This is a genomic window from Nocardia sputi, from assembly GCF_023501985.1.
In genome coordinates this window covers 343,616-356,782 of record NZ_JAMFLC010000001.1, presented here as the reverse complement: position 1 = coordinate 356,782, position 13,167 = coordinate 343,616, and the positions used below count along the sequence as shown (strand labels likewise).

Below are 13,167 nucleotides of genomic sequence, written 5' to 3'. Positions count from 1 at the left end.
GTCGCTCTTCATCCGTCACCGCGCTATTGCTTCCCCCCGACGCGTACGGATCAGCCCGGCGCGGGTGCTCCGGATCGAATCACTCCGCGACACCAGCCTTTTCGCTTTCCAGTACGGCTTTGATCTGCGCCGCACCGGTTTCGGCCAGCCAGGTGTCGAAAGTCCGCAAGCCGGGATGGATCTGGCGGATCTCCTCGACGTCGGCCCGCCAGCCGCCGGTCCGGCGCAGCAGTCGCCAGGTGTTGCCGATCGCCACGCCCAGCGCGTCCGCGTCTGCTTCGCCGATCTCCTGATAGCGGACCGGATGGCCGGTGGCCGCGCTGATCGCCGCGGCGGCCGCGGGCGGGGTGAGCGCGTCGCCCGCGAGTTCGAGGACGCGACCGTGAAATCGGTCCGGATCGGCGAAGACGAGACCGGCGATGTCGCCGATATCGGCCAGGGCGATCACCTTCATCGGTCCTTCGGCCGGGAAGAGATGCCGGTGGACGCCATCGTGGATGCCGTCGACCGGTGACGTGCGCAGCAGGTAGTTCTCCATGAAGCGCACCGGGCGCAGCAGGGTGTAGCGGGCGCCGCTGGCGATGACGGCGTCTTCGATGCGCTTCTTGCCGCTGGCGCCCCAGGAGACGTCGTCGTTCATCGAGGCGATGCCGGTGAACACGATCTGCCGGACACCGGCGTTGCGCGCCGCGGCGACCAGCGACTCTCCGCGCGCGGCTTCCACTTCGACATCCCAGCCCTGCGGGCTATACGCGGCGGGCGGCACCAGGAACAATCCGGTGGCACCGTCCAGCGCCGCGGGGAACGTCTCGGGCGAGTCGAAGTCGCCGACGACGAGTTCGGCGCCCGCCGCGGCCAACTGCTGTGCGGCGGGCGCATGCGCGTCGCGGACCAGCGCGCGCACCGCCGTGCCGTCCGCCAACAGCCTGCGGGCGGTCACGCCGCCCTGCTTGCCGGTGGCTCCGGTGACCAGGATCAGGTTGTGCTGAGGGGACATGCTCCGCCTTCTCTGCTCGATAGAATCGGGTCGTGTGACCCGGATTCGGACGATACGGGTGGCTCGACCCGATCGACCAGGTCCCTTTTCGGAGAGGCGTAACGAAATGACCACATCTCTCGCCCCGGGCGGGACATCGCGAGCTGATGCCCGGCGCAATCGCGCGCTCGTGCTGGCAGCCGCGCAGCGCGCCTTCGCCGAGCAGGGCGCCTCGGTCTCGCTCGCGGAGGTGGCCCGCCGGGCGGGCGTCGGCGCGGGCACCGTCTACCGGCACTTCCCGACGAAGGCCGACCTGCTCGAAGCCGTTATGCAGCAACGCATCGATCGGTTGGCGAAACTGGCCGCCGAGCATATCGGCGCACCGGACCCGGGTGCGGCCTTCTTCGATTTCTGCACCGCGGTGATCGCCACGACGCCTGGTAACCAGGCGCTTTGTGACATGGTCCAGTCCGACGACGGCTGGCCGCGCGCACTCCTGCACAGCGCGGGCGTGCGTTTCCACCGTTCGCTGGAAGCCCTGCTCGCCGCGGCCAAGCAGGCGGGTGCGGTCCGAGCCGACATCGAGCTCGACGACGTGCTGGCGATCTTCACCGGATGCGTCGCTATCCAACAGCTCCGCAAGACGCGGGGGAGTGTGGACCGCACCGCGGCGATCGTGCTCGACGCGCTGCGCGCTCGGCCGGATCAGCCGGGAGTGACGAAACCGGAGGTTCGGCCCGAGAACCGTAACGAATCATTGGACCGTAACGAAACTGGAAGTGGGCGCTGTCCGATGTGTCACGGGGAGGTGCCCCGGGCCGGGACGGGTCGGCGGGCCAGGTACTGCTCCGCGGCCTGTCGTCAGAAGGCTCATCGTCGGCGTGTCGCGTCGGCTCGCTAGCCGGATGGCGCATTTGTGTCATCCGGTGCTCTGATGCGCCACGGACCGATCGGGACCCGGTCCGCGATCGGCGCGAGCAGGTGGTTTCGCGGCGCCCGCCGCGGGCCGAAGAGGGGGTTTACGGGTTGCTCACAGCAGGTCGCTGACGTCGTCGGGCACGTCGACGGCGTACTTGCGCAGGATGTCCATCGAGATCACTTCCAGGGCGTTCTCGTGCGTGGCCGCCAGCACAACGGGCGCGGCGACGCCGTCCTCGTGTGCGTGCAGCCACCGTACGGCCACCACGCACCACCGGTCGCCCGGCTGCAGGCCGGGGAAGTTGTTCTCCGGTCGCGGCGTGCTCAGGTCGTTGCCGATGGAGGTTTGATGCTCCAGGAACTCTGCCGTGACGACGGTGCACACGGTGTGGCTGCCCAAATCCTCCGGCCCGGTACTGCAGCAGCCGTCCCGGTAGAAGCCGGTGAGAGGATCGGTGCCGCACTCTTCCAGCGGCCCCCCAAGCACGTTTCGATCGGTCACGTCGCCGATCCTATTGTCCCTTCGCGAGAAGTTCCGCAGGACAAGAAATCTGGAGGGCTGTGTCGGTGCCCGCGCGGGCGGGTCCGAGGCCCGGTACCAGCGGTGTTCACCGAGTTCGCGGCGTCGGCGCGGTGGCGCGACTCGCGCGCCGGGTGCGGCTCGGGGCCGAACACGTGACGGTCGGTCTGCAAGGATGGTCCGCGTGAGTCCCGAAGTCTGGATCCTGATCGCCGCGGTCGCCGCGCTGCTGCTCGTCGTGCTCGTCGCCGGTTTCGTCCGGTACAAGCGCGGCCGCGTGTCGCTGACTCCGCCCACGCCGGACAAGGAGGTGACCGACCGTTCCGGTGGGTACACCGCCTCCGGCGGATTCAACTTCAGCCGGGGCGGGACGGCGACCGAACCACAACCGGTCGAGCGCACCGATACCGAAGGACAGCCGCACGTCGGCGACGACGCCGCGATCCCGCGCGACGCGCCCAAGCGCGGTATCACCAACGTCCCGTTGCCGGAGGCCGACGTCGCCGAGACGCCCGCCGCGTCGGGTGGCGCCGAACCCGCCACCGCACCCGGGGCGGACGCGTCGACGGCCGAGACAGTGCCGCCGACGGCCGATGAGGCCCAGTCGCCGGAGAGCTCGGTAGCCGACACCGCACCGGCCACGGCCGACGCCGAGCCCGCCACCGCCGAAACCGCTGCTACCGACGCGGTCGGCGCCGCTCCCGACGTGGTCGCTCCCGACACGCCCGCGGGCGTCGAGGCTCCCGCCGCGCTGGAGGAGATCGAGCCCCCCGCCGGTCGCCTGGTCCGCCTGCGGGGGCGTTTGTCCCGGTCGCAGAACGCTGTCGGCAAGAGCCTGCTCGGCCTGCTCGGCGGCGGCGACCTCGATGACGACTCGTGGGAAGAGGTCGAGGACACCCTCGTTCTGGCCGACCTCGGCACCGCGAGCACCACGGCCGTCGTCTCCCGGCTGCGCGCCGAGATGGCGGCGCGCAGCGTGCGCAGCACCGATGAGGCGCGCGCCGTCCTGCGCGACGTGCTGATCGAGCAGTTGCGACCGGAACTGGACCGTTCGGTGCGCGCGCTGCCGCATCCGGATCACCCGTCGATCCTGCTGGTGGTCGGCGTGAACGGCACCGGCAAGACGACCACCACCGGCAAGCTCGCGCGCGTGCTCGTCGCCGACGGCCGCCGCGTGCTGCTGGGCGCGGCCGACACCTTCCGCGCCGCGGCCGCCGATCAGCTGCAGACCTGGGGCGAGCGGGTCGGCGCCGACACCGTCCGCGGCCGCGAGGGCGCCGACCCGGCCGCGGTCGCGTTCGACGCGGTGGCCGCGGGTGTCGAGCGCGGCGTCGACGTGGTGCTCATCGACACGGCGGGCCGGCTGCACACCAAGACGGGTCTGATGGACGAGCTGGGCAAGGTCAAGCGCGTCGTGGAGAAGAAGGCCGCCGTCGACGAGGTCCTGCTGGTGCTGGACGCGACCGTCGGGCAGAACGGACTGACCCAGGCCAGAGTGTTCGCCGAAGTGGTCGACATCACAGGCGTCGTGCTGACCAAGCTGGACGGGACCGCCAAGGGCGGCATCGTCTTCCAGGTCCAGCACGAACTGGGTGTTCCGGTGAAGCTGGTCGGGCTCGGTGAGGGCGCCGACGATCTGGCCCCGTTCGAGCCTGCCGCGTTCGTGGACGCGCTGCTGGGCTGAGCCTCCCGCTCGCCGAGCCCCTCGAAAAGGCTCGCGCCCGCGCTGTTTCGGGCAGTGGCGCGCACCCGGAGGACGAGCACTCGCTGGCCGCCCGGGTGCGAGGTCCATCACACCCCGAATGTTTGCCGACGCCTCTTCCGCCGTAACGAATGTCCGATTCGGCGGACGCTGTACTCACAGCGTCGGAGAACCCTCGGTGTAGGTGACGAAACGTAGTGGCAACACAGCTGCGTCATCCGTTCACGTAGGTGAAACACGACAGCTCTACGGATGAAACACCGAGTGAGGACCCTTCTGTTCAGGTCCATTTGCCGGAATCGGCTGGGCCCGAGATGAGGAGGACATTAAGGTGGCTTTTCCACTTACCGGTGCACCGGATACCGGTGACACCGCCTGGATGCTGGTGAGTTCGGCGCTGGTGTTGCTGATGACCCCGGGCCTGGCTTTCTTCTACGGTGGCATGGTCCGCTCGAAGAACGTGCTCAACATGATCATGATGAGCGTCAGCGCCATGGGCGTGGTCGGCGTGCTGTGGTCGCTGTACGGATACTCGATGGCTTTCGGCGACAACATCTTCGGTGTGATCGGTGACCCAACGCAGTTCTTCGGGCTGAAGGGCTTGATCGGTGGTAACTCCGTCGCCGAGGCCAAGGACGCGGCGGGCGCCATCACCACCGAAGCGGTGAACATCCCGCTCGCAGGCACGATTCCGGCGACCGTCTTCGTCGCCTTCCAGCTGATGTTCGCCATCCTCACGGTCGCCCTCATCTCGGGCGCGGTCGCCGACCGCATGAAGTTCGGCGCGTGGCTGCTGTTCGCGGGCATCTGGGCCACGGTGGTCTACTTCCCGGTCGCGCACTGGGTGTTCGACTTCGACGTGAAGGACGCCGACGGCAACATCGTGCACGAGGGCGGCTGGATCGCCAACAAACTGCTCGCCGTCGACTTCGCCGGTGGCACGGCGGTGCACATCAACGCGGGCGCCGCCGGTCTGGCCCTTGTGCTGGTGCTCGGCAAGCGCAAGGGCTGGCCGGGCACGCCGTTCCGCCCGCACAACCTGCCGTTCGTCATGCTCGGCGCCGGTCTGCTGTGGTTCGGCTGGTTCGGCTTCAACGCCGGTTCCGCGGTGACCTCCGGTGGCCTCGCCGGTTCGACCTTCATCATCACCGCCATCGCGACCTGCGCCGCCGTGCTGGCCTGGCTGCTGGTGGAGAAGATCCGTGACGGCAAGCCCACTTCGCTGGGCGCGGCGTCGGGCATCGTGGCCGGTCTGGTCGCCATCACCCCGGCGTGTTCCTCGGTGAACGTGCTCGGCGCGCTGGTCGTCGGCGCGGTCGCGGGCGCGCTGTGCGCACTGGCGGTCGGCCTGAAGTTCAAGTTCGGTTTCGACGACTCGCTCGACGTGGTCGGCGTGCACCTCGTCGGCGGCATCGTCGGCACCCTGCTGGTCGGTTTCGTCGCCGCGCCCGAGGCGGGTGCGGCCAAGACCGGCCTGTTCTACGGCGGCGGATTCGACCAGCTGTGGCGGCAAGCGGTGGGTGCCGGTGTGGTACTTGTCTTCTCCTTCATCGCGACGCTGATCATTGCCTATATCGTGAAGTTCACCATTGGGCTGCGCGTGAGCGAGGAAGCAGAGTCGGTGGGCTTGGACGAATCCGAGCACGCGGAAACCGCCTACGACTTCGCCGCTCTGGGTAGCACGGCACGTTCGGCCGTCAAGGAGGCATGACGAACATGAAACTGATCACCGCAATCGTCAAACCGTTCACGCTCGAGGACGTGAAGTCCGGGCTCGAGCAGGCGGGTGTGTTGGGCATGACCGTCAGCGAGGTCCAAGGGTACGGCAGGCAGAAGGGGCACACCGAGGTGTACCGCGGCGCCGAGTACTCCGTCGATTTCGTGCCGAAGGTCCGCGTCGAGGTCGTCGTGGACGACGCGTCCGTCGACAAGGTCGTGGAGGTGATCGTGGAGGCTTCCCGCACCGGCAAGATCGGCGACGGCAAGGTCTGGGTGACTCCGGTGGAGTCGATCATCCGGGTGCGGACCGGCGAACGCGGCACCGACGCGCTGTAGCGGAATATCGAGTCGAGCGGCGGCCCCGCTCCCGCCGGAGCTCCCGGTCGGGGCGGGGCCGCGCGCATGAGATGGGCGGTGGGTTGTGGGAAGTCGGCACGAACACGACGGTGGTCCGAAGGGCGCCGAAGAAGGCAACGGCAGGGTGTCCAACGGGGCGGCCGACCTGGTCCGCGCGCGAAGACAACTGCTCGACGGCGGCCTGCCCCGCAATCCCCGGCTGGATGCCGAGTCGCTGCGCCAGGCCTTGGTCGACCTCTACGAACTCTGGCTCACCAGTAAAGGCGCCGAACTGGGCATAGGGCCCGACAGCGGCTTGGCCGTGGTGGCCGTCGGCGGTCTCGGCCGCGGCGAGATGCTGCCGTTCTCCGATCTGGATCTGGTGCTGCTGCACGACGACGTGGATCCCGCCCGGGTGGCCGAGGTCGCCGACCAGCTCTGGTACCCGCTGTGGGACGCGCATATCAAACTCGACCACAGTGTGCGGACCGTGCCGCAGGCGTTGCGGGTGGCCGCCGACGATCTCATCGCCGCCCTCGGCATGCTCGAGGCCAGGCACATCGTCGGCGACCAGGAACTGAGCAATCTGCTGATCGGCGGGGTGCGCCGGGAATGGCGTACCGGTATCCGGTCCCGTTTCGATGATCTCATCGCCCAGGCGCAGGCCCGATGGGAGCGCAGCGGTGAGATCGCCCACCGCGCCGAGCCCGATCTGAAGAATGGGCGCGGCGGCCTGCGCGACATCCAGCTGCTCGACGCGCTGGCCATCGCCCAGCTGACCGACGCCATGCCCGGACTGGGGCCGGACGTGCCGGGCGGCGGATTGAAGCAGGCGCACCGGCGTCTGCTGGACGTGCGTACCGAACTGCATCGCGTGGCGGGCCGTTCCCGTGATCAGCTGCGGGCGCAGGACGCCGACGAGATCGGCGCGGCCCTGCGCATCGGCGATCGGTTCGATCTGGCCCGAACCCTGAGCGACTCGGCCCGGACGGTCAGCTACTCCGTGGACGTCGGGCTGCGCACCGCGGCCAACGCGCTGCCCCGAAGGGGATTGGCGCGCCTGCGCCGGATGCCGGTGCGCAGGCCGCTGGACGAAGGAGTCGTCGAGCATGCCGGTGAGGTGGTGCTGGCCAGGGACGCGCGCCCCCAGCGCGACCCCGGCCTGATCCTGCGCGTCGCGGCGGCGTCGGCGCAGACCGGCCTGCCGATGTCCGCCACCACCTTGAACCGGCTCTCGGAGGACGCGCCCGAGCTACGCGAGCCGTGGCCCAAGGACGCCCTCAACGACCTGCTGGTCCTGTTGGGCGCGGGCCGCGGCACCATCGATGCGATCGAGGCGCTGGACCGGACCGGCCTGTGGGGCAGATTGCTCCCGGAATGGGGCGCGGTCCGTGACCTGCCCCCGCGCGACGCGCTGCACACCTGGACCGTCGATCGTCATCTCATGGAGACGGTGGCCTACGCGGGCGCGCTCAGCACCCGGGTGGCCCGTCCGGACCTGCTCGCCCTCGGCGCGCTGCTGCACGACATCGGCAAGGGCCGCGCGGGCGATCACAGCCTGGTGGGCGCGGAACTCGCCACCCACATCGGCCGCAGGCTCGGTCTGTGGCCGTCGGACGTGCGCACGCTCAGCGCGATCGTCCGGCATCACCTGCTGTTGCCGGAAACCGCCACCCGGCGCGACCTGTCCGATCCGGAGACGGTGCGCTCCGTCGTCGACGCGCTCGACGGCGATCCGCAGCTGCTGGAACTGCTGCACACCCTGGCCGAGGCCGACTCACTGGCCACCGGGCCGGGTGTCTGGGGGGACTGGAAGGCCTCGCTGATCGGCGAGCTGGTTCGGCGCTGCCGGATGGTGATGGCGGGCGACCAGCTGCCGACGCCCGAGCCGATCGCACCGGAACTGGTCGAGAAGGCCAGGGCGGGCGGGGTGCACGTCGACCTGAAGCCGGGGGAGAGCAAGCACACGTACACGGTGACCGTCATCGCGCCCGACAGCCCCGGGCTGCTCTCCGACGCCGCCGGCGTGCTGGCGCTGCATTCGCTGCGGGTGCTGTCGGCCGCGCTCGGCGTGGAAGGCGCTTCGGCCGTGGACACGTTCGTCGTCGCCCCGAGATTCGGCGACCCACCGGACCCGGGGCTGCTCCGCCAGGAGTTGATCCGTGCCACGGCAGGCGAACTGGACGTGCCCGCGGCGCTGGCCAAACGCGAGCGTGAGGCGAGCACCGTCGGCCGGAGCCGGTACGCCCAGGCCCAGCCCCGGGTCATCTGGGCGGACACCGCGGTGCCCGGCCAAGCGATCCTGGAACTGCGCGCGGAGGACCGGATCGGCCTGCTCAGCCGCTTGGCCGCCGAACTCGCCGTCTGCGGAGCCGACGTCCGATGGGCCAAGGTGGTCACGATGGGGTCCGCTGTGGTCGACAGCTTCTGCCTCGAGCTGGGAGCCGAGGACGGTCCGGCGCGCCGGGAAGCGATCGAGAAAGCGATTCTCGCGGTGGTTCCCAGAACTGCGCCGAAGCCGCCTGTCGAGGGTGCGGAGAAATAGGAAAGCGGCGACCAGCTGTACTTCTACCCAGTGACCAATCTGTTGCGGGATATTTGCTACATCTGAGCTCCGCTCCGGTGACCGACCCCTACGATCTAGTGCGTCCGGGCTATCGCGAGCACGAGGGGAGCAGGTCGGTGGCAATTGAAGTCGTTTCGGCGTCCACGATGACGAGTGACGAGACCACGCACATGGCGCGCTGCGTCGGCGGAGACCGGTGGGTGGTCTCCTGGCTTCCGGGTCGCACCTTGACCGGGCAACAGGCGGTGACCGCGATGACGATCGCCTCGACGGTCGCCACCTCCCTCATCCCCAGCACGGCGGAATGGGCCGTGCTCGACGACCTGGCCCACGAGCTGGGCCTGACCGCCAACGAGGCGGTCTTCATGGTGGCCGCGGAGAACCGCGACTACCGCAAATCGGTCAAACCGCGCCGTCGTGTGCTCGACTAGCAAGCCCCTGGCGCACGGAAGGACGCACCGCCTGCGCGAACACGCGGGTGAGCCCATTACCCTGGGAGAGAATGTGACGTCCCCCGAGATCAGGAGCGCGATCGGTGTTCGAATCCCTGTCCGACCGGCTTACCGGTGCCCTCAAGGATCTGCGCGGTAAGGGGCGTCTGTCACCGGCCGACATCGACGCCACCTGCCGCGAGATCCGCCTCGCACTGCTCGAGGCCGACGTCGCGCTGCCCGTGGTCCGCGGTTTCATCGGGCGGATCAAGGAGCGCGCCAAGGGCGCGGAGGTCTCCGCGGCGCTGAACCCGGCCCAGCAGGTCGTGAAGATCGTCAACGAGGAGCTCGTCGGCATCCTCGGTGGCGAGACCAGGCGGCTGAACCTGGCCAAGAACCCGCCGACGGTGGTCATGCTGGCCGGTCTGCAGGGTTCCGGTAAGACCACGCTCGCGGGCAAGCTGGCGCGATTGCTGAAATCGCAGGGCCATCAGCCGCTGCTGGTGGCGTGCGACCTGCAGCGTCCCGGCGCCGTCACCCAGCTGCAAGTCGTCGGTGAGCGCGCGGGCGTGCCCGTCTACGCTCCGCACCCCGGCACGTCCGTCGGCAGTGGCGAGAATCCGCTGGGCATCTCGGCCGCCGATCCGGTGAACGTGGCGCGCGGTGGTGTCGAGGAGGCGCGGCAGAAGCAGTACGACGTGGTCATCGTCGACACCGCGGGCCGCCTCGGTATCGATGAGGAGCTCATGCGGCAGGCCGCGGGCATCCGCGACGCCGTGCAACCGGACGAGACCCTGTTCGTGCTCGACGCGATGATCGGTCAGGACGCGGTCAACACCGCCGAGGCGTTCCGCGACGGCGTCGGCTTCACCGGCGTGGTGCTCACCAAGCTCGACGGCGACGCCCGCGGCGGCGCGGCGCTGAGTGTCCGCGAGGTCACCGGCGTCCCGATCCTGTACGCCTCGACCGGTGAGAAGCTCGAGGACTTCGACGTCTTCCATCCGGACCGCATGGCCAGCCGCATCCTCGGCATGGGTGACGTACTCACCCTGATCGAGCAGGCCGAGCAGGTCTACGACGCCAAGCAGGCCGAGGAGGCCGCACGCAAGATCGGCAGCGGCGAACTCACGCTCGAGGACTTCCTGGACCAGATGCTGGCCATCCGCAAGATGGGCCCGATCGGCAACCTGCTCGGCATGCTGCCCGGCGCCGGTCAGATGAAGGACGTGCTCGCGCAGGTCGACGACAAGCAGCTCGATCGGGTGCAGGCGATCATCCGCGGCATGACGCCGGCCGAACGGGAGAACCCGAAGATCATCAACGCCTCTCGCCGCCTGCGCATCGCCAACGGTTCCGGCGTCCAGGTCTCCGAGGTCAACCAGCTCGTGGACCGCTTCTTCGAGGCCAAGAAGATGATGGCGATGATGGGCCGCCAGATGGGGCTGCCCGGCTCCCGTCGCGGCAACGCGAAGAAGGGCAAGAAGGGCAAGAAGGGTCGCGGCCCGACCCCGCCGAAGGTACGCGGAGGTTTCCCGGGGATGGGCGGTATGCCCGGAATGCCCGCCGGAATGCCCGACCTGTCGAACATGCCCGCCGGCCTGGATCAGCTGCCGCCAGGCTTGGACGGCTTCGATTTGTCGAAGCTGAAGTTCCCGAAGAAGTAGGACAGCGCACCTCCGTTCCGCACGCCAGAGCTGCTCGTTGCATTCCCTGGTTCGGGCGCGCCCGCAAGCGGGCGCGGCGGAGCGGTCCGATCGGAGGACGTAGCCGTCCCGTAGCCGCTTCGTGCGCGGATGACCGCCTTGGGCGTCGGCCAGTAGGTTGGAGGCAGCTACGAGGCCCAGGAGGTTGCTGTGCATCTGCGAGGTGTTGTTCTCCCCGAAGACGAGGTGCGCGATCTCTGGGTGCGCGACGGCCTGGTGTCCTTCGAGCCCGTGCCCGGAGCCGAAACCCTGTGCGGCACAGGGTGGATCGTGCCGGGTCTGGTGGACGCGCACTGCCACGTCGGTATTCGCTACGGCGGCGGTCACGAGGACCGCGCCGGAGCCGTCGCGCAAGCCGAGACCGAACGCTCGGCCGGTGCGCTGCTGTTGCGTGACGCGGGCTCGCCGATCGACACCCGCTTCATCGACGACCACGAGGAGCTGCCGCGCATCATCCGCGCGGGCCGCCACATCGCCCGGCCGAAGCGCTACATCCGCGAGCTGGGCATCGAGCTCGACGACGAGCGCGACCTACCGGAGATCGTCGCCGAGCAGGCCCGCCTCGGCGACGGCTGGGTGAAGATCGTCGGCGACTGGATCGACCGCTCCGTGGGCGACCTGCGCCCCCTGTGGAGCGATGCGATCCTGAAGGAGGCCATCGACGCCGCGCATGTCAACGGCGCCCGCGTCACCGCCCACGTGTTCGGCGAGGACGCGCTGCCCGGCTTGATCAATGCCGGTATCGACTGCCTGGAGCACGGCACCGGCCTCACCGACGAGACCATCGAGATGATGGTCGAGCACGGCACCGCCTTGGTCCCCACCCTGGTCAACATCGACACCTTCCCCGATATCGCCGACAGCGCGGGCAAATTCCCCGTCTACGCCGCGCACTTGCGCGATCTGCACCGGCGGGTGCGCGGCACGGTCGCCGCCGCGCACGAGGCGGGCGTGCCGATATTCGCGGGCACCGACGCGGGCGGCTCCATCCGTCACGGGCGAATCGCCGACGAGATCGCCGCGCTGGCCGCCGCGGGCCTGTCCCGGCACGACGCGCTCGGCGCGGCCTCCTGGAACGCCCGCGACTGGCTCGCACGGCCCGGCATCGAACCCGGCGCACCGGCGGATTTCGTCGTCTACCAGGAGGATCCCCGCATCCACCCGGACACGCTCACCACGCCGTACGCCGTCGTCCTGCGCGGGCGCGTGTACGACCGGCGCGGTCCGGTCACCAGCCATCGCTGACTCGTCACCGCGGTTGTCTCGTGCGTTTCCCGATACGGCGTAAGGTCGGATTCTGTGACAATTCGCCTCGGATATCAGATGCCCAACTTCAGCTACGGCAAGTCGGTGCGCGAGCTGTTCCCCACGGTAGTCGCGCAGGCCCGAGAGGCCGAAGCCGCCGGTTTCGACACGGCCTTCGTCATGGACCACTTCTATCAGCTGCCCGGCATCGGCACGCCAGACGAGCCGATGCTCGAGGCGTACACCGCGCTCGGCGGCTTGGCCACGGCAACGGAACGAATCCAGTTGTCGGCGTTGGTGACCGGCAACACCTACCGCAACCCGGCCATGCTCGCCAAGACCGTCACGACGCTGGACGTGGTCAGCGGCGGCCGCGCGGTGCTGGGCATCGGCGCGGGCTGGTTCGAGCTCGAGCACCGTTCCTACGGATACGAGTTCGGCACGTTCACCGAACGCTTCCAGCGGCTCGAGGAGGCGTTGGGGATCATTCAGCCGATGCTGCGCGGTGAGCGCCCCACCTTCCACGGCGAGTGGTACCAGGCGGAGAACGCCATGAACGAACCGCGCGTGCGCGACGACCTCCCCATCCTGCTCGGCGGCAGCGGCGAGAAGAAGACCTTCGGCTTGGCCGCCCGCTTCGCCGACCACCTCAACATCATCTGCAACGCCTCCGAGCTGCCGCGCAAGATCGAAGCGCTGCACGCGCGCTGTGCCGAGGTCGGCCGGGATCCGCAGACCCTGGAGACCAGCTACCTGTGCTTCGTGATGATGGACTCCGACGGTGATCTGGTGCGCAAGCAGCAGCGGGACTACCTCGGCCGCATGGGAATCGATCTGTCGGCGATGTCGGACTCCGAGCGCGCGCAGAGCCCGGCCGACCGCCAGTTCGTCGGCACGCCGGACGAGGTTGCCGAACAGCTGCGGACCCGTGTTCTCGACCAGGGCGTCGACGGCCTCGTCATCAACATGGTGTTCAACGGGCACGAGCCGGGCGCTGTCGAACTCGCCGGGCGCACTCTTGCTCCGCTGGTGCGCTGACGAGCGCGAACCC

Annotated in this window: 11 protein-coding genes; 9 read left to right on the top strand and 2 right to left on the bottom strand. The window is 69.2% G+C overall.

Annotation, left to right across the window (positions count from 1 at the left end):
* Positions 1-79 precede the first annotated feature (79 nt).
* The gene (locus M8859_RS01820) at positions 80-997 is read right to left on the bottom strand and encodes an NmrA family NAD(P)-binding protein (protein WP_249643635.1); all 918 of its coding nucleotides are present in this window, start codon (positions 995-997) and stop codon (positions 80-82) included.
* A 106-nt stretch (positions 998-1,103) separates the two neighbouring features.
* Here M8859_RS01820 and M8859_RS01815 point away from each other — a divergent pair, with 106 nt between their 5' ends.
* Positions 1,104-1,877: a TetR/AcrR family transcriptional regulator gene (locus tag M8859_RS01815; RefSeq protein WP_159919956.1), complete on the top strand. Its 774-nt coding sequence runs from the start codon at positions 1,104-1,106 to the stop codon at positions 1,875-1,877.
* 129 nt (positions 1,878-2,006) lie between these two features.
* Here M8859_RS01815 and M8859_RS01810 read toward each other — a convergent pair whose 3' ends face one another.
* Entirely contained in the window at positions 2,007-2,396 is a 390-nt protein-coding gene (locus M8859_RS01810) for a DUF2237 family protein (protein ID WP_159919954.1), read from the bottom strand.
* Between the two features lie 193 nt (positions 2,397-2,589).
* On the opposite strand from M8859_RS01810, the gene ftsY reads away from it, so the two are divergent.
* From ftsY to M8859_RS01770, 8 genes are all read left to right on the top strand, one after another.
* Complete coding sequence (gene ftsY, locus M8859_RS01805; RefSeq protein ID WP_249643634.1) at positions 2,590-4,098, top strand: signal recognition particle-docking protein FtsY; 1,509 nt, start codon at positions 2,590-2,592, stop codon at positions 4,096-4,098.
* A 349-nt stretch (positions 4,099-4,447) separates the two neighbouring features.
* On the top strand, positions 4,448-5,827 hold the full coding sequence (locus M8859_RS01800; RefSeq protein WP_304654067.1) for an ammonium transporter: 1,380 nt from the start codon (positions 4,448-4,450) through the stop codon (positions 5,825-5,827).
* Between the two features lie 5 nt (positions 5,828-5,832).
* Positions 5,833-6,171 carry a P-II family nitrogen regulator gene (locus M8859_RS01795; RefSeq protein WP_040868325.1) on the top strand — a complete coding sequence of 113 codons (339 nt, stop codon included), beginning with the start codon at positions 5,833-5,835 and terminating at the stop codon, positions 6,169-6,171.
* 145 nt (positions 6,172-6,316) lie between these two features.
* On the top strand, positions 6,317-8,716 hold the full coding sequence (locus M8859_RS01790) for a [protein-PII] uridylyltransferase (RefSeq protein WP_304654068.1): 2,400 nt from the start codon (positions 6,317-6,319) through the stop codon (positions 8,714-8,716).
* Between the two features lie 137 nt (positions 8,717-8,853).
* Entirely contained in the window at positions 8,854-9,168 is a 315-nt protein-coding gene (locus M8859_RS01785; protein WP_223512631.1) for a hypothetical protein, read from the top strand.
* A gap of 104 nt (positions 9,169-9,272) precedes the next feature.
* On the top strand, positions 9,273-10,832 hold the full coding sequence (gene ffh, locus M8859_RS01780) for a signal recognition particle protein (RefSeq protein WP_249643633.1): 1,560 nt from the start codon (positions 9,273-9,275) through the stop codon (positions 10,830-10,832).
* Between the two features lie 189 nt (positions 10,833-11,021).
* Complete coding sequence (locus M8859_RS01775; RefSeq protein ID WP_249643632.1) at positions 11,022-12,116, top strand: amidohydrolase family protein; 1,095 nt, start codon at positions 11,022-11,024, stop codon at positions 12,114-12,116.
* Between the two features lie 54 nt (positions 12,117-12,170).
* Positions 12,171-13,154 carry an LLM class F420-dependent oxidoreductase gene (locus tag M8859_RS01770; RefSeq protein ID WP_195070441.1) on the top strand — a complete coding sequence of 328 codons (984 nt, stop codon included), beginning with the start codon at positions 12,171-12,173 and terminating at the stop codon, positions 13,152-13,154.
* The last annotated feature ends 13 nt before the right edge of the window (positions 13,155-13,167 follow it).

Coding starts and splice junctions, on each gene's coding strand:
- M8859_RS01795 (WP_040868325.1), top strand. CDS start 5,833: ATGAAACTGATCACCGCAATCGTCAAACCGTTCACGCTCGAGGACGTG.
- M8859_RS01815 (WP_159919956.1), top strand. CDS start 1,104: ATGACCACATCTCTCGCCCCGGGCGGGACATCGCGAGCTGATGCCCGG.
- ftsY (WP_249643634.1), top strand. CDS start 2,590: ATGGTCCGCGTGAGTCCCGAAGTCTGGATCCTGATCGCCGCGGTCGCC.
- M8859_RS01820 (WP_249643635.1), bottom strand. CDS start 997: ATGTCCCCTCAGCACAACCTGATCCTGGTCACCGGAGCCACCGGCAAG.